Genomic DNA, 15,969 nt, shown 5'->3' with positions numbered 1-15,969 from the left:
CATCTCGACGTAACGGTTCGTCAGGTGGAGGACTGCGTACGGTCCGGGCATGGACCTCAACGGCGGCTCCGCGCTCGCCCGCACGTCAGACGCCCCCTTCTCCGCCGTCGCCGCACCCACCGTGGCCAGGCCCCGCGTCGCCGGGCCCTCCGGTGCCGTACCTCCCCTCGCCGCGCCTTCCGCCGCCGCGCCCTCCGTCGCCGGGTACCCCCGGGGCGGGCGCGGCGGCGGGTGGCTCCGTGCCCGACCGGCCGTGACCGAGCTGCGCCTGTCGGCCTTCGCCGGGCACCGCGCCGTCACGCACGCGCTGGGCCCCGTCACCCTCTTCACCGGACCCAGCGGCAGCGGAAAGTCCACCACCCTGCGGGCGTACGAGGCGCTCGCCCGGCTCGGGGCGGGCGATCCGCTCGACGAGGTGTTCCCCGACGCCGCCGACTGCGTGCCCGAACGGGCCAGGCCCGACGCCCAGGGCAGGCGCGGGTTCCGCATCGGGTGCACCGTCGACGGCCCCGAGGGTCCCGTCCGCCTCGACCTCGCCGTGCAGGCCGAACCCCGGCTCCGCATCGTCGGCGAACGGCTCTCCGGCCGCGGCCGCACCCTGTTCGCCACCGCGCTGCGCGACCCCGGACGCCCCACCGTCCAGGCCGAGTGGCACACGGCCGGCGCCACCCCGGTCACCCGGGCCCCGTTCCCCGACGACCTCCTCGGCACGGCCCTGCTGCCGCTGCGGGTCGCGGGCAAGACCCCCGGGCAGCTGGAGGTCCTCGCCGCCGCGGAACAGGTCGTCATCGGACTCCGCTCGGCCTTCGCCTGCGACCCCCGGCCCGAGCGGATGCGGGCACCCGTACCCCCGGGCGAGGGGCGCCTGCGACGCGACTGCCGCAACCTCGCGGAGGTCCTGCACCGCACCCACACCGACTGCCCGCGCCGCCACCAGCGGCTCGCGGCCGTGGCGGGAGGGGGCTGCGCGGGCCCCGTCACCGGGCTGGGGGTTCGAGAACTGGTGGACGGCACCGTCCGGGCGGTCGTCGAACGGGGCGGCCGGCCCCCGACCCCGCTCGGCCGCCTCGGCGACGGGGAACTGCGCTACCTGGCCCTCGCGCTCACCCTGCTGACCGGTCCGGGTGTCCTCGCGATGGACCGGATCGCGGAGGTCCCCGACGCCGTGCAGTCCCTGACGCTGCTCGCCGACGGACTGGACCGGGGGCTCGACGGACGGCAGCTCGGCGAACTGCTCGCCCTCGCCACGGGCATCGCCGCCGACGGGCACATCCGGGTCGCCGGCGCGGTCGGGGAACGGACGGCGGCGGAGGCGCGCCGGACCCCCGGGGTGACGGTGGTAGACCTGGGCACGTGACCGACAACGATGTAGCGGGACTGCAGCGCAGGCTGGCCGAGTTCGCCTCCGCGCGCGACTGGCAGCCCTACCACACGCCCAAGAACCTGGCGGCGGCGCTCAGCGTCGAGGCCTCGGAACTCCTGGAGATCTTCCAGTGGCTGACGCCCGAGCAGGCGGAGCGGGTGATGGACGAACCCGGATCGGCGCACCGGGTGGCCGACGAGGTGGCCGACGTCCTCGCCTACCTCCTCCAGTTCTGCACCGTGCTCGGCGTCGATCCGCTGGCCGCGCTGGCGGCCAAGATCGACCGCAACGAGGTCCGGTTTCCCGCGCGGAGGCGGGGCGGGGCGCCTGGCGGAGAGGGACGTGCGGGAACGGAGGGAGAGGGTGATGAGGGGGTGGAACAGGGGGTGAAGGAGGGGTGAAGCAGGGGTGCGGGGCGGGGTGAAGCGGGGGGTGCTGGGTGGGGACGGACCAAGATCGTCACTCTTCGGAGTGATCGACTTATCCCCATCGAGCCTCCTGTCCACAGATTTCCGAATTCCTCGGGTGTGGGGGCTCAGGGCGCCTCACTCTGGGTAATGGAATGATTGGGTGGATAAGTCGTACGAACGGGGGCGGTGTTGATGGAGGCAGAGCGACTCATCGCGCTCGGCCGGCATGCGCTGGCGGAGAGCGGGACGGCGCAGGACATCGTGGCGGAGGCCTGGCAGGCGCAGGCGCTCGCCCAGGCGATAGGGAACCATCTGGCGCTCGGCGGACCGCAGGAACTGCGCGGCGACGCACGGGGGCTGAGCGAGATCGGGGAGTACCCGGCGTGGGGCGCCGGTGGGCCGAGGGCGGCCCAGCTGACCGAAGTGGCGGACCCGGCCGGGGCGTTGACCGCGCTCGGCGCACTGCTGGGCGAGGTGGGGATCGCGCTCGTCGGGGTGGCCTGCGCCACCGACGAGGAGGGGCTCTACTGGGCATGCATCGAGGCCATCGACGCGGCGGACGAGTCCAGTGACCGGGTGCGCGGGATGCTGCGGCGCCTGGCGGTACGGGACGGGGAGCGGGCCCGCCCTCCCGACCCGGCCCACGACGGCGCGGGTCCGGGGAGGGGGACGTGGTGAGGGGCGCCAGCGGACGGGCCGGACCCGACGGGAATTGTCAGACAGGCCCTAGAAGTGGCGGGGCTCGTGGTGGTCGTAGTGCTCTGTCGGGGCGTGGTGCGAGTGCCGGCTCTTCGACTGGTGGTCGGTGGTGGACTGGCGGTCGGCGGCGGACTGGAGGTCGGCGTCCAGCTGGGTGAGGTCGGCGGAGAGGGCCGCCATCAGTTCCTCCATCTGCTGGAGCAGCCCCTTGGGGGCGCGGGCGCCCTTCTGCTCGGGCACGGACGGCGACACCGGCTGTTCGGGCACGGCCCGCTCCGGCGCGGCTTCCTGGGACATGGCGGCCTCCTCGGCCCGGACCCCGCCGCCGAGGACGGGGCGCGGGAGAGAGCGACGCACCGGCAGCAACCGCCGGTACGCGGGCCGGGCGGTCCGGCTCCGCCCGAGCCAACGACGGGTGCGGGCGGCGGTCACTGGCCCGGGCGGTCGCGGCCCGCCCAGGGGCGGGATATTCACCCGACCGAGCCGGGGCGGTCGAGGAGCTGACGGAGAGGTTGACACGCACCCGACGGTGCAGGATGGAGGCATGGATCTTCGCATCTTCACGGAGCCCCAGCAGGGGGCCGACTACGACACGCTCCTCACCGTGGCCCGCGCCACCGAGGAACTCGGCTTCGACGCCTTCTTCCGTTCGGACCATTATCTGAGCATGGGGTCCGCCGACGGGCTGCCCGGACCGACGGACGCCTGGATCACGCTGGCCGGGCTGGCCCGGGAGACCAAGCGGATCAGGCTCGGCACGCTGATGACGGCCGGCACCTTCCGGCTGCCCGGTGTCCTCGCCATCCAGGTCGCCCAGGTCGACCGGATGTCCGGCGGACGGGTCGAACTGGGCCTCGGCGCGGGCTGGTTCGAGGAGGAGCACAAGGCCTACGGCATTCCGTTCCCGAAGGAGAAGTTCGGCCGGCTGGAGGAACAGCTGGCGATCGTGACCGGCCTGTGGGGGACCGAGGTCGGCAAGACGTTCAGCCACGAGGGGGAGTTCTACCGGCTGACCGACTCGCCCGCGCTGCCCAAGCCCCTGCAGGAGAGGATTCCGGTGCTCGTCGGCGGGCACGGCGCGACCCGGACGCCGCGCCTGGCCGCGCGGTACGCGGACGAGTTCAACATCCCGTTCGCCTCCCTGGAGGACAGCGAGCGGCAGTTCGGCCGGGTCCGGGCCGCCGCCGAGGCCGCCGGGCGGGCGCCCGGCGACCTGGTGTACTCCAACGCGCTGGTCGTCTGCGTCGGCAAGGACGACGCCGAGGTGGCGCGAAGGGCCGAGGCGATCGGGCGGGACGTGGACGAACTGAAGGCGAACGGGCTCGCGGGCTCGCCCGCCGAGGTCGTCGACAAGCTCGGGCGGTACGCGGCGGTCGGCTCCTCCCGGGCCTACCTCCAGGTCCTCGACCTGGACGACCTGGACCACCTGGAGTTGATCTCCGCACAGGTCCAGTCGCAGCTGTGACGGGCGGGGCGGTCCGATGAAGCCGAACCGTTCGCCGGCGGAGGCCCTCGGGGCGGGCGTGGTCGTGCTCGACGGCGGGCTCTCCCAGCAGCTGGAGGTGCAGGGCTGCGACCTCTCGGACGCGCTCTGGTCCGCGCGGCTCCTCGTCGACGGCCCCGAGCAGATCGAGGCGGCGCACGCGGCCTACGTACGGGCCGGTGCCCGGGTGCTGATCACCTCCAGCTACCAGGCCACCTTCGAGGGCTTCGCCGAGCGGGGCGTGGGCCGGGAGGAGGCGGAACGGCTGCTCGGCAGCAGCGTGGAACTGGCGCGGAGGGCCGGGGAGCGGGTCGCGGAGGAGGTGTGGGTCGCCGCGTCCGTGGGGCCGTACGGGGCGATGCTCGCCGACGGCAGCGAGTACCGGGGACGGTACGGGCTGTCCGTGCGGGAGCTGGAGGCGTTCCACCGGCCCCGGATCGAGGCGCTCGCGGCGGCGGGGCCGGATCTCCTGGCGCTGGAGACCGTCCCGGACGCGGAGGAGGCGGAGGCGCTGCTGCGGGCGGCCGAGGGGTGCGGGGTGCCGCTGTGGCTGTCGTACACGGTCGAGGGCGGGCGGACCCGGGCCGGGCAGGACCTCGCGGAGGCCTTCGCGGTCGCCGCGGGGAACGACCAGGTGGTCGCGGTCGGGGTCAACTGCTGCGACCCGGCCGACGCCGGCCCGGCCGTGGCGCTCGCCACGGCCGTGACCGGCCGGCCGGGCGTGGTCTACCCCAACAGCGGGGAACGCTGGGACGCCCGCGCGCGGGGCTGGCGCGGCGGCGCCGCCTTCGACCCGGCCCTGGCCACCGACTGGGTGGCCGCCGGCGCCCGCCTCGTCGGCGGCTGCTGCCGGGTGGGCCCGGCGACGATCGGCGCGCTGGCCGCGGTGCTGGCCCCGGACGACAGGGGCTGAGCCGCGGGGCGGGAGCGGCACGAGTAGGGATCCGGGCGGGCGGGCTCCGGGGGCGGAGCCGGTGGGGGCGGGCCCGGTGGCCGGCCCCGGTGGGTGGCCCCGGGCGGTGCGGTCGGGTGGCGGCGCAGCCCTGCTCGGACGGTTCTGGCTCGGGCCGCGGACGGGTCCGGCTCGGGCTGTGACGGGGTCCCGTTCGCACCCCGCTCCGCCCCGCCCGGGTCCGGTTCGGGTCGTGCCCGGGTCCCGTTCGCACCCCGCTCCGCCCCGCCCGGGTCCGGTTCGGGTCGTGCCCGGGTCCCGTTCGCACCGCGTCCAGGCCCGCCCGCCCCCGCCCCCGCCTCCGGCCCCCCGCCCGTTCCTCTCCGCCGCCCCCCACGGGAAAATGCCTGGTCGGGCGGTGCGGTGCGGCTCATACTCGGGAGGGTGTTCCTGACGATCAGTACGACCGGCAACCCGGAGCGTCCCGCGACCGATCTCGGCTTTCTGCTGCACAAGCATCCCGAGCGGGCGCAGACGTTCTCGACCTCGCACGGCACGGCGCACGTCCTCTATCCCGAGGCGAGTGCCGAGCGGTGCACGGCGGCACTTCTCCTGGAGGTGGACCCCGTGGCGCTGGTGCGCCGCGGCAAGGGCAAGGGCCGGGGCGGCGCCCCGGACTCCGCGCTCGCGCAGTACGTGAACGACCGGCCCTACGCGGCGTCCTCGCTGCTGGCCGTGGCGCTCGCGAAGGTCTTCACGACCGCGCTGCACGGTGTCTGCAAGGCGATGCCCGAGCGGGCCGCCGCTCCGCTGCCGCTGCGCGTCGAGGTGCCCGCGCTGCCCGCGAGGGGCGGCGCCCGGCTGGTCCGCGCGCTGTTCGAGCCGCTGGGCTGGGACACGGTGGACGCCGAACCGGTGGCCCTGGACGGGCAGTTCCCCGAGTGGGGCGACTCCCGTTACGTACGGCTGGTCCTGGAGGGCGAGCTGCGGCTCGCGGACGCCCTCAACCACCTCTACGTCCTGCTGCCGGTCCTCGACGACGCCAAGCACTACTGGGTCGCGCCGGACGAGGTCGACAAGCTGCTGCGCGCCGGTGACGGCTGGCTCGCGGGACATCCCGAGCGGAAGCTGATCACCGCCCGCTACCTCTCCCGCCGCTGGGGTCTGACCCGCGCGGCGGACGAGCGGCTCGAACTCGTGCGGCTCGCCGAGGCCGAGGGCCTGGACGTCGACGACCTCGACAACGCCGTGGACGAGTCGACCGACACCGAGGAGCGGCCGGTGCCGCTCGCCGAGCAGCGCCGCGAGGCGATCCTCGCCGCCCTCGACACCGCCGGAGCGGCCCGGGTCCTCGACCTCGGCTGCGGGCAGGGCCAGCTGGTGCAGGCCCTGCTCAAGGACACCCGTTACACGGAGATCGTCGGCGTCGACGTGTCCGTCCGCGCCCTGACGGTGGCCGCGCGCCGGCTGCGCCTCGACCGGATGGGGGAGCGGCAGGCGGCCCGCGTGCAGCTGGTACAGGGCTCGCTGGCGTACACCGACAAGCGGCTGACCGGCTACGACGCCGCCGTGCTCAGCGAGGTCATCGAGCACCTGGACCTGCCGAGGCTGCCGGCCCTGGAGTACGCGGTGTTCGGCGCGGCCCGCCCGCGCACGGTCCTCGTGACCACGCCGAACGTCGAGTACAACGTGCGCTGGGAGTCGCTGCCCGCCGGGCACGTACGGCACGGCGACCACCGCTTCGAATGGACCCGGGAGGAGTTCCGGGGCTGGGCGGAGTCGGTGGCCGACCGGTACGGGTACGGCGTCGCGTTCACCCCCGTCGGCGCGGACGACCCCGAGGTCGGACCGCCCACCCAGATGGCCGTCTTCACCCGGGCCACCGACCCGACCACCGAGAAGGAGGGACAGGCATGACCACCCCCACCGAGCGCCGTACGCTCCCCGTCACCGATCTGTCCCTCGTGGTGCTGATCGGGGCCACCGGCTCGGGCAAGTCCACCTTCGCCCGGCGGCACTTCAAGCCGACCGAGATCGTGTCCTCCGACTTCTGCCGGGGGCTCGTCGCCGACGACGAGAACGACCAGTCGGCCAGCAAGGACGCCTTCGACCTCCTCCACTACATCGCGGGCAAGCGCCTCGCGGCGGGGCGGCTGACCGTCGTCGACGCGACCAACGTCCAGCAGGAGGCCCGGCGTCAGCTCGTCCAGCTGGCCCGCTCGTACGACGTGCTGCCGATCGCGATCGTCCTCGACCTGCCCGAGGAGGTGTGCCGGGGACGGAACGCCGCGCGCCCCGACCGGGCGGACATGCCCGCGCACGTCATCCAGCGCCACCGCCGTGAGCTGCGCCGTTCGCTGCGCGGTCTGGAGCGCGAGGGCTTCCGCAAGGTGCACCTCCTGCGGTCCGTCGAGGAGGTCGACGCGGCCGAGGTCGTCCTGGAGCGCCGCTTCAACGACCTGCGGCACCTCACCGGCCCCTTCGACATCATCGGTGACATCCACGGCTGCCGTTCCGAGCTGGACACCCTGCTCGCGAAGCTGGGCTACGTCGACGGACGCCACCCCGAGGGGCGTACGGCGGTCTTCGTCGGCGACCTCGTCGACCGGGGGCCCGACTCGCCGGGCGTGCTGCGCCGGGTCATGGCGATGGTCGCCTCGGGCGACGCCCTGTGCGTGCCCGGAAACCACGAGAACAAGCTCGGCCGCCGGCTCAAGGGCCGCAAGGTGCAGGAGACGCACGGCCTCGCCGAGACCATCGAGCAGCTGGGGCACGAGAGCGAGGAGTTCCGGGCCGAGGTCGGGACGTTCATCGAGGGGCTCGTCAGCCACTACGTCCTCGACGGCGGCAACCTCGTCGTCTGTCACGCCGGACTGCCGGAGAAGTACCACGGCCGTACGTCGGGGCGGGTGCGTTCGCACGCGCTGTACGGGGACACCACGGGGGAGACCGACGAGTTCGGGCTGCCGGTGCGCTACCCGTGGGCGGAGGACTACCGGGGACGGGCCGCCGTGGTCTACGGCCACACGCCCGTGCCCGACACCTCCTGGATCAACAACACGATCTGCCTCGACACCGGAGCCGTGTTCGGCGGGAAGATGACCGCGCTGCGCTGGCCGGAGCGCGAACTCGTCGACGTACCGGCCGAGCGCGTCTGGTACGAGCCGGCCAGGCCGCTCGCGACCGAGGCGCCCGGCGGGCACCAGGGGCGACCCCTGGACCTGGCGGACGTGCACGGGCGCCGGATCGTGGAGACCCGGCACCTGGGCAACGTCGCCGTGCGCGAGGAGAACGCGGCGGCGGCCCTGGAGGTGATGAGCCGGTTCGCGGTCGATCCGCGCCTGCTGGCCTATCTGCCGCCGACGATGGCGCCCACCGCCACCTCGAAGGAGGAGGGCTATCTGGAACACCCGGCCGAGGCCTTCGCCCAGTACCGGGCGGACGGCGTCGAACGGGTCGTGTGCGAGGAGAAGCACATGGGCTCCCGGGCGGTGGCCCTGGTCTGCCGGAACGAGGAGGCGGCCCGGGAGGCCTTCGGTGTCGGCGGAGTGACCGGCGCGCTGCACACCCGTACCGGCCGGCCCTTCTTCGACGACCACGAGATGACCGAGCAGGTCCTCGGCCGGCTGCGGACCGCGATCGAGGCCGCCGGGCTCTGGGACGAACTCGCCGCGTCGGGCGGGGCGTCCGGCACGGGGGACTGGCTGCTGCTCGACGGCGAGCTGATGCCGTGGTCGCTCAAGTCGGCGGGGCTGCTCCGCGCGCAGTACGCGGCGGTCGGCGCGGCCTCGGGCGCCGTCCTGCCCGAGGCGATCACCGCGCTCGAACAGGCGGTGGGGCGCGGCGTCGAGGGCATCGACGGGCTGCTCGCCCGGCAGCGGGAGCGGGCGGTGGACGCGGAGGCGTTCACCGAGGCGTACCGCAGATACTGCTGGCCTACGGAGGGTCTGGAGGGGGTGCGGTTCGCGCCGTTCCAGCTCCTCGCGACCCGCGGTCGCTCGCTGGCGGCCGTGCCGCACGACGAGCAGCTCGCCTGGCTCGACCGGCTCGTGGAGCACGACCCGACCGGGCTGCTCCAGGTCACCCGCCGGCTCGTCGTCGACACCGGTGACGAGGCGTCCGTCCGCGCGGGCGTCGACTGGTGGCTGGAACTGACCGGCGCCGGCGGGGAGGGCATGGTCGTCAAGCCGCTGGCCGCGCTCGTCCGCGACGCCAGGGGCAGGCTCGGGCAGCCGGGCGTGAAGGTCCGCGGCCGGGAGTACCTGCGGATCATCTACGGCCCCGAGTACACCCGGCCGGAGAACCTGGAGCGACTGCGGCAGCGTTTCCTCGGCCACAAGCGGTCCCTGGCCCTCCGTGAGTACGCGCTCGGCCTGGAGGCGCTCGACCGGCTCGCGGACGGGGAACCGCTGTGGCGGATCCACGAGGCGGTCTTCGCGGTCCTGGCGCTGGAGTCGGAACCGGTGGACCCGAGGCTCTGAAGGGAGTCGACAGGCCGTCGGCCGTGCCCTCGCGGGCTTCGGCCGGCGGCCTGTGCGTTCTTCTCGCTGCCGGGCGGCATTCGCGAGTTCTTCCCAGGGCGTTCGCACGGTCTCCGCACCGGCGCGGCAGGGGGCGCAGGGGTGGCGGAACCGGCGCTCCCCTGCGCCCCCTGTGCCCGTTGTCGCGTTTCTTCCGCACCCTCTAGCGTTCTTCACCCCATGACGTGACACAGTGTCAACTATGTGACGGCACAGGTCACGTGAGGTGGGAACACACACACGAACGCGCCGGTCGACCACCGGCGGGCGGTCTTCCCCGGAGGGCCCGAGGACGGTACGGGGGTGAGGGCGCGGTGAGTCTCTTCGGCCAGGAACGCTCCTTCCTCCACGCCCTCCCCGCCGCCGACCGCCGCTCCCTGCTCGCCGAGGGCGCCCGGCGCCGCTACGAGCCCGGCGAGGTGATGATCCGCGAGCGCGACACCAGCGCCTATGTCCTCGCGCTGCTCTCCGGCTGGTCCGTCGTCTCGGTGGGGACCGAGCGCGGCTCGCGGCTCATCCTCGCCCTCCGGGGCGCTGGGGAGGTCGTCGGCGACCTCGCCGCCGTGGACCGGGGCCCGCGCAGCGCCAGCGTCACGGCCCTCGGCGAGGTCGAGGCGGTGGCGATCTCCGGCGACCGGTTCCGGCGCTTCCTCGCCGCCCGCCCGCACGCCACCTCGCTGATCATGCGCCAGCTCGCCACCCGGCTGCGCAGCGCCGACGTCGAACGCCGGGCGCTGGCCTCGGAGACCGTGCTCCAGCGCCTCGCGGCCCGGCTCGTCGAGCTGGCAGAGCGGGCGGGACGCCGGGCCGACGCCGGGACCGTACTCGAACTCCCGCTCCCGCAGCACGATCTGGCGGCGGCCATCGGCGCCACCCGTGAGGCCGTCGCCAAGGCCCTGCGCCTGCTGAGGGAACAGGACGTGGTCCGCACCGCGAACCGCACGGTCGTCGTCATCGACATGCGGGTCCTGGTGCTGCTCGCGGAGGGGCGCGCACGCCCCGGCGGAGACCCGGCGGACCAATCTCCGCCGGGTGTGTAAACGGCTACATCGCCGGTCGCGGAACGCGGCCAGTCTGAACCACGTACCACCACGGCACGAACGGCACCGGGGCATCACACAGGGAGTCCGAGAGTGAGCAGTGCGGGACTGAACGGGGAAGTGGGCGGGATCCACCGGTTCGTCGTCTTCGGCGACATCTGCGGTTCCGGGACCCTGGACATGGCGGAGAAGAAGCTCCAGCGCGCGGCGATGTACGCCGCGTTCGACGAGGCGTACGGCTCCGTCGGCGTCGAGCCCGGCACCTTCCACCAGGAGGACCGGGGCGACGGCATCCTCGTCGCCCTCCGCCCCGACGTGCCGCCGACCCTCATGGTCGGACGGTGGATCGACACCCTGTACGAGAGCCTGCGCGCCCACAACCAGGGGCGGAGCCGGCCCCTGCGGCTGCGGATCGGCATGAACGCCGGTCTCGTGGTCCAGGACCGGCACGGGCTCGTCGGACGGGCGGTGGACCTGGCCGCCCGGCTCTGCGACAGCCCCCCGGCCAAGCGGATCATGAACGAGGTCCCGGAGGTCGACCTGTTGGTCGTGGTCTCGGACTGGCTCTACGTGAGCGTGGTCGCCGAGGGCGGGCGCTATGTGGAGCCCGGCCACTACCGGCCGGCCCGCATCCGCGCCAAGGAGACCGACGAGACCGCCTGGTTCCACGTGCCGCGCAGGCCCGCGCCGCCGCTGATCGGGCCGGAGGGGGAACTGCCGCCCGAGGGGGAGGGGGAGCCGGCGGTCGCGGGGGAGCGACCGCCGGCGGAGGGGTCACGGACCGGCGTTGGGCCGTCGCGGGGGGACGGCCCAGCGCCCCGGACCGGAGGGGGCAGCCGTACGTACCACGTCGGGGGCGACCTGCTGGACGTCCACGGCAACACCATCCACGGCGGGTTCACCGGAATCCGCAAGGGCGTGGAACAGCAGCGCACGGAGCAGAGCGCGGAGCACGGTTCGGGGGCGGGTGAGCCGGAGTGAGCGACCAGGACGATGCCGCGCCGCACCACGACGGCGGAGACGCCGGCCACGGTCACGACGGCCGGGCGGACGCGCAGGACAGGGGAGCCGACCGGGGCGGGGACCGGGGGGACCGCGCCGATCGCGGTGACAGGGGCGACCGCGGCGAGCGCGGGGCCCGCGACGGCGACCGCGCGGGCGGCGCCGAGCGCACCGACGGCACCGCCGAACAGCCGCCCCGCGAGCCCAGCGTCTTCGCCGCCGCCGACCGGGGCCCGCTCGGCGGCGAGAGCGACACCGGCGGCGCCGCCACGGCACGCCGGGCCGTCCGCACCTGGGCGGGCGGCGCCGCCGACCGGCTCACCACCATCCACGGCGACGGCACCGTCTTCGAGGGCAACCAGATCTTCGCCCTGTACGGCTCCGACCGCGCCTCGCACTTCGTCCAGGGCCCCGTCCCGCCCGAGACGCTCGACCACCTGGGGCGGGTGTACTGCGCGACCGCCGGCTACCCGAGGATGCGGGAACGGCTCCGCGACCACCGGGTCCTCGTCCTCTGCGGCGAACCCGGCAGCGGACGCAAGGCCACCGCGCTCGCCCTCCTCGACGAGCTGACCGGCGGCAAGGTGTTCCGGCTCGACCCGCGCCACGGCGTCGACGAGATCACCGAGGAGGCCCTCCAGGAGAGCGGCGGCCACCTCCTGGAGCTGCTGACCGAGGACGTGCGCGCCGAGACGGAGCCGGGCGGCTCCCGCTCCGGCCGGGGCGAGCGCGGCACCGCCGTCCGCCGCCCCGCGCCCCGCCTCAGCGAACTGCACCTGGACCGCTTCGGCGAACTGCTGCGCGGCCGGGACGCGTACGGGATCGTCCTCGTCGAGAACGGGGAGCTCGCCGACCGGCTGCTGCGCGGCCGGTACGGCATGTACTGCGCGCCGCCGCCGGCCGACGAGGTCCTGCACCGGCACCTCTGGCACCGGCTGCGCGCCGAGCCGGACGAGGCCCTCGGGGACGCGCGGGCGCGCGCCCGGCGGCGGGACGTCGTCGCCGCCCTCGGTCTGGAGGAGCTCCGGCCGCGCGAGGCCGCCCGGCTCGCCGACCACCTCGCCCGGCACTGGCGCGGCGAGGTCGACGACGACGAACTCCTCGCCGAGTGCTCCTCGTTCGTCCGCTCGCAGGCCCGGGAGTGGTTCGCCGGCGCCGACCGGCCGGGCGCGCTCCCCGAGGCCCTCCCGGCGCTGAACGCCGGGGCGTTCCGCATCGCCGTCGCCGTATTCAACGGTTCCGCCTACAGCCTCGCCGCCGAGGCCGCCGAGCTGCTCGCCTGGGAACTCGCCGTCACCCTCGATCCCGAACAGGCCCCGGGGCGGCGGCTGTTCGGTACGCACGCCGAGCACCGGCCGGTGCAGGCGCGGGCCGTCCTGGAGGACGGTGAGCTGGACCTCGGACCGGCCAAGGTGCCGATGCGGGCCGTACGGTTCCAGGGCGAGGCCCTCGCCGGAGCCGTACTCGGCGAGATCTGGCACGGCTACCACAACGTGCGTGGCCCGGTGGCCCGTTGGCTGCGGACGCTCTGCGACGACCCGCGCCCCGAGGTGTGGGTGCGGGCCTCCATCGCGGCCGGTGTGCTCTGCTCCTGGGACTGGATCCACGGCTTCCGTGAACTGGTCGTGCCACTCGCCGCGACGGACGAACCGGTCGCCCGGATGGCCGCCGCGACCGCGCTCGCCGAGGCCGCCCGCGACCCGCGCGTCCGCCCGGCCGTCGCCGCCGTACTCAAGGACTGGTCCGGATCCGGCGAGGACACGCTCGTCAGGACCGCCCTGCTCGCCCACGGCTACGTCCTGGCCGCCGGAAGCGTCTCCGGCTCCCTCGACGCCCTGGCCAGGGTCGTCAGGACCCGCGAGGCGACCGACGTCGACGTCCTCGCGCCCGCCTCCTTCAGCGTGGCGCGGCTGCTCGCCGCCGGCGAGCCCGCCCCCGTGCTCCACCGTCTCCGGCAGTGGCTGGAGGACGGGCGGCTCAACCTCGCCAACCTCGTCCACCTGGCCGTCATCCGTGCGCTGAGCACCCGCACCACCCAACTGTGGGGGCTGCGGGAGGTCCCCGAGCTCGACGGGCACGCGAGCCGCCCGCTGCTCGTCGCCCTGCTCGCGACCCGGCCCGAACTCGCCGGGGAGCTTGCCTGGTTGCTCCGGCACACCCTCACCACGGCCCGTTCCGGAGAGGCGGCCGTCGAGGCCTTCGGCGGGCTGCTCCGGCGGGCCGCGAAGGACCCGGAGGCGCTTCGGCTCGTCTGCGCCTTCCTGCCCCGCCTCGCGGTGGACCGCCGCGACCGCGACCGGCTCAGGGGCCTGCTGAACGAACTGGTCCGGGACCGCGACCGGCCCCTGGACAGAGGCGCGGCGCGCCGCATGTGGGACGCCGTGACGGAAGGAGCGAACCGATGACCGGGCCCGAGCAGCACAGGAACGCGCGGCCGGACGAGCGGGCCCGCGCGCACGACCGGGACCGCGACGGGCGCGGCCGGGACGAGCGGGCCCGGGACGGGCGGGAACGAGCCGCCGGGCGGGAGCGGCCCGAGCGGGCCGGGGACGGCCGGGAACGGCAGCGGTACGACGGACAGAACGGCGGCCGGCCCGGTGGCGGCCGCGACGAGAACCTGGACATGGACCCGGAGCCGGGGACGGACGGGGACACGGACGCCGAGCGGGAGCGGGGCGGTCAGGGGCAGGAGCGGGTACGGGGGGCGGGGCGGCGGAGCGGGGAGCCCGGCGGTTCCGGGGCGGGTTCCGGTTCCGCCTCCGGTTCCGGCGGCCGGGCGCGCGGGCCGCTGATCGGGGAGTACGCGCCCCCGTACCGGCGCAGGAGCGGCCGGGTCGCCGCCGTCCTGCTCTACCGCAACGGCGGGCACCGGGTGATCTGGCCGGACCGCACCGAGGACGTGAACAAGCCGATGTTCGGCTCCGCGTACACCGTCTTCGAGGTCCAGCTCGGGCGCAACGTCACCGAGTTCCGCCTGCGGCTCCCGGCCGCCGGGGACGGCGTCTTCTTCGAGGCCGTCGCCAAGGTCCAGTGGGTGGTGACCGATCCGCACCTGGTCGTCCAGGAACAGGTCGAGGACGTCGCCGAGTTCCTCCACGACGAACTCCTCGACGGGCTGCGCAGGCTCTCCCGGAGGTTCCGGATCACCGAGGCGCAGCGCGCCGACGAGGCCGTACGGGAGGAACTGGGCGCCGGCCGCCTGAGCTTCGGCCGGGACATCGGACTGCGGACCAGGGTCCTCGTCTTCATCGACCTCGACGACTCCGTCAAGGCCGAGGTCTCGCGGCGGGACAGGGTCGGCGTCACCATGGAGGCCGACGAGCGCGTGGCCGAGGCGGAACGGCGCCGGGAGGCCGCCGAGCGGGCGCTGGTCGCCGACCGGGCCCGGGAGATGGAGGCCCTCTTCCGGCGCGGTGACCTCGCGCAGATCGCCCACCACATGGCGATGCACCCGGACAAGCAGTGGGAGATCCGCACCCAGCTCCAGCGGGAGCGGCGGGAGGGCCAGGCGGACTACCTGGCCGTCTTCAACCGGCTCCTGGACACCGGAGTCCTCGAACGGCACGACATCGGCGAGCAGATGTACCAGGTGCTGATGTACCTGCGGACCCAGACCGGCACCGTCCTCGGCGGCATCACCGACCGGGTGCTCAACCCCTCGGGCGAGTCCGCGCGCCGCCGCCTGGAGCCGGGGGCCGCGCTGCCCGAACCGAGCCTTCCCGACTGGGACGAGGAGCACGGGGACGCCCCGCACGACCCCCGGGTGTACGAACCGACCCGGGTGGAGTCGGGCTCCGAGCGGGACCGGGACCGTGGCCGGGACCGGCATCGGGACCACGGCCGCGACCGGTACGAGCCCGACGACCCGTTCGAGCGGACGGACGCCTACGAGCGGAACGACCGGTACGACCGCGACGACCCGTACGACCGAGACGGGCGCGGCGACCGGTCGCGCGGGCCCGACCGGTCCGGCCGGCACAGCTCCGGGTTCGACGACTGGGACGAGACATGACGGGCCCGGGTCCCGCGCCGGACCCCGTGACGAGCCCCGATCCGGCCCCCGTACGGGCCCCCGTCCCCGTCCCCGTGCCACCGGAGGAGCTGAGGTTCATGGCCGAGCGGCTGCTCTCCACCGTCCGTGAGGACATCGGGCGGGCCGACACCAAGGCCGCGATCCTGCTCTCCGGCGCGCTGGCCTTCCTCGCCGTCGTGTTCTCGGGGGAGCGCTCGCCGCTCCCCACGGCCGGTGTCGGGCTCGCCCTCCTGCTCGCGGCGGGCGTGCTGTGGACGGCCGGTGTCCTGATGCTCGTCTCGGTGGTCCTGCCCCGCACCCGGGTCGGCGCCGACCGCACACTGCTGCGCGAGCTGACGACCGGGCCGTCCGGAACGGAGCTGCGCCTGCGGCTCACCGCCTCCGGCACGGACGCCACCGACTGGCTCCTCGAACAGGCCGGTGTGCACGGCCTCGTCCTGGCGGCGAAGTACCGGTGGCTGCGCCTGGGCGTGTCCGCCCTCGCGCTCGGCGCCCTCCTGGCCCTCTTCAGCGAACTGTGGTGAGAG

13 protein-coding genes are annotated in these 15,969 nt (G+C 74.8%); 12 read left to right on the top strand and 1 reads right to left on the bottom strand.

Going from position 1 to position 15,969, the window contains the following annotated elements; genetic code table 11:
* Positions 1-49 precede the first annotated feature (49 nt).
* The 3 genes from ASD33_RS11350 to ASD33_RS11340 all read left to right on the top strand — a co-directional run bounded on the left by ASD33_RS11350 (position 50) and on the right by ASD33_RS11340 (position 2,451).
* Positions 50-1,357, top strand: coding sequence for an ATP-binding protein (locus ASD33_RS11350; RefSeq protein ID WP_199863511.1), 1,308 nt, complete (start codon positions 50-52; stop codon positions 1,355-1,357).
* On the top strand, positions 1,354-1,764 hold the full coding sequence (locus ASD33_RS11345) for a nucleotide pyrophosphohydrolase (RefSeq protein WP_242426908.1): 411 nt from the start codon (positions 1,354-1,356) through the stop codon (positions 1,762-1,764). The genes ASD33_RS11350 and ASD33_RS11345 overlap by 4 nt, the downstream gene beginning before the upstream one ends.
* Before the next feature lie 201 nt (positions 1,765-1,965).
* On the top strand, positions 1,966-2,451 hold the full coding sequence (locus ASD33_RS11340) for a DUF6099 family protein (RefSeq protein ID WP_056557604.1): 486 nt from the start codon (positions 1,966-1,968) through the stop codon (positions 2,449-2,451).
* 48 nt (positions 2,452-2,499) lie between these two features.
* Here the strand turns inward: ASD33_RS11340 and ASD33_RS11335 are convergent, their stop codons facing one another.
* Positions 2,500-2,769 carry a hypothetical protein gene (locus ASD33_RS11335; RefSeq protein WP_056557497.1) on the bottom strand — a complete coding sequence of 90 codons (270 nt, stop codon included), beginning with the start codon at positions 2,767-2,769 and terminating at the stop codon, positions 2,500-2,502.
* 247 nt (positions 2,770-3,016) lie between these two features.
* Here ASD33_RS11335 and ASD33_RS11330 point away from each other — a divergent pair, with 247 nt between their 5' ends.
* The 9 genes from ASD33_RS11330 (at position 3,017) to ASD33_RS11290 (ending at position 15,966) form a co-directional block, all read left to right on the top strand.
* Positions 3,017-3,937 carry an LLM class F420-dependent oxidoreductase gene (locus tag ASD33_RS11330; protein ID WP_056557496.1) on the top strand — a complete coding sequence of 307 codons (921 nt, stop codon included), beginning with the start codon at positions 3,017-3,019 and terminating at the stop codon, positions 3,935-3,937.
* 16 nt (positions 3,938-3,953) lie between these two features.
* Entirely contained in the window at positions 3,954-4,868 is a 915-nt protein-coding gene (gene mmuM / locus ASD33_RS11325) for a homocysteine S-methyltransferase (RefSeq protein WP_056557495.1), read from the top strand.
* Between the two features lie 423 nt (positions 4,869-5,291).
* On the top strand, positions 5,292-6,764 hold the full coding sequence (locus ASD33_RS11320) for a 3' terminal RNA ribose 2'-O-methyltransferase Hen1 (protein WP_056557494.1): 1,473 nt from the start codon (positions 5,292-5,294) through the stop codon (positions 6,762-6,764).
* Complete coding sequence (locus ASD33_RS11315; protein ID WP_056557492.1) at positions 6,761-9,328, top strand: polynucleotide kinase-phosphatase; 2,568 nt, start codon at positions 6,761-6,763, stop codon at positions 9,326-9,328. The genes ASD33_RS11320 and ASD33_RS11315 overlap by 4 nt, the downstream gene beginning before the upstream one ends.
* A gap of 353 nt (positions 9,329-9,681) precedes the next feature.
* The gene (locus ASD33_RS11310; RefSeq protein ID WP_056557490.1) at positions 9,682-10,407 is read left to right on the top strand and encodes a Crp/Fnr family transcriptional regulator; all 726 of its coding nucleotides are present in this window, start codon (positions 9,682-9,684) and stop codon (positions 10,405-10,407) included.
* A gap of 93 nt (positions 10,408-10,500) precedes the next feature.
* Positions 10,501-11,388: a hypothetical protein gene (locus ASD33_RS11305; RefSeq protein ID WP_199863510.1), complete on the top strand. Its 888-nt coding sequence runs from the start codon at positions 10,501-10,503 to the stop codon at positions 11,386-11,388.
* The gene (locus ASD33_RS11300; RefSeq protein ID WP_056557488.1) at positions 11,385-13,814 is read left to right on the top strand and encodes a hypothetical protein; all 2,430 of its coding nucleotides are present in this window, start codon (positions 11,385-11,387) and stop codon (positions 13,812-13,814) included. The genes ASD33_RS11305 and ASD33_RS11300 overlap by 4 nt, the downstream gene beginning before the upstream one ends.
* On the top strand, positions 13,811-15,421 hold the full coding sequence (locus tag ASD33_RS11295; protein ID WP_056557486.1) for a hypothetical protein: 1,611 nt from the start codon (positions 13,811-13,813) through the stop codon (positions 15,419-15,421). The genes ASD33_RS11300 and ASD33_RS11295 overlap by 4 nt, the downstream gene beginning before the upstream one ends.
* On the top strand, positions 15,418-15,966 hold the full coding sequence (locus ASD33_RS11290; RefSeq protein ID WP_242426907.1) for a Pycsar system effector family protein: 549 nt from the start codon (positions 15,418-15,420) through the stop codon (positions 15,964-15,966). Before ASD33_RS11295 ends, ASD33_RS11290 begins: the two co-directional genes overlap by 4 nt.
* Positions 15,967-15,969 lie beyond the last annotated feature (3 nt).

This window comes from Streptomyces sp. Root1304 (assembly GCF_001426405.1).
Classification (GTDB): Bacteria; Actinomycetota; Actinomycetes; order Streptomycetales; family Streptomycetaceae; genus Streptomyces.
The sequence above is the reverse complement of the archived record's forward strand: the minus strand, read 5'-3'. Positions and strand labels throughout refer to the sequence as shown.

Coding starts and splice junctions, on each gene's coding strand:
- ASD33_RS11315 (WP_056557492.1), top strand. CDS start 6,761: ATGACCACCCCCACCGAGCGCCGTACGCTCCCCGTCACCGATCTGTCC.
- ASD33_RS11330 (WP_056557496.1), top strand. CDS start 3,017: ATGGATCTTCGCATCTTCACGGAGCCCCAGCAGGGGGCCGACTACGAC.
- mmuM (WP_056557495.1), top strand. CDS start 3,954: ATGAAGCCGAACCGTTCGCCGGCGGAGGCCCTCGGGGCGGGCGTGGTC.
- ASD33_RS11335 (WP_056557497.1), bottom strand. CDS start 2,769: ATGTCCCAGGAAGCCGCGCCGGAGCGGGCCGTGCCCGAACAGCCGGTG.
- ASD33_RS11295 (WP_056557486.1), top strand. CDS start 13,811: ATGACCGGGCCCGAGCAGCACAGGAACGCGCGGCCGGACGAGCGGGCC.
- ASD33_RS11350 (WP_199863511.1), top strand. CDS start 50: ATGGACCTCAACGGCGGCTCCGCGCTCGCCCGCACGTCAGACGCCCCC.
- ASD33_RS11290 (WP_242426907.1), top strand. CDS start 15,418: ATGACGGGCCCGGGTCCCGCGCCGGACCCCGTGACGAGCCCCGATCCG.
- ASD33_RS11340 (WP_056557604.1), top strand. CDS start 1,966: ATGGAGGCAGAGCGACTCATCGCGCTCGGCCGGCATGCGCTGGCGGAG.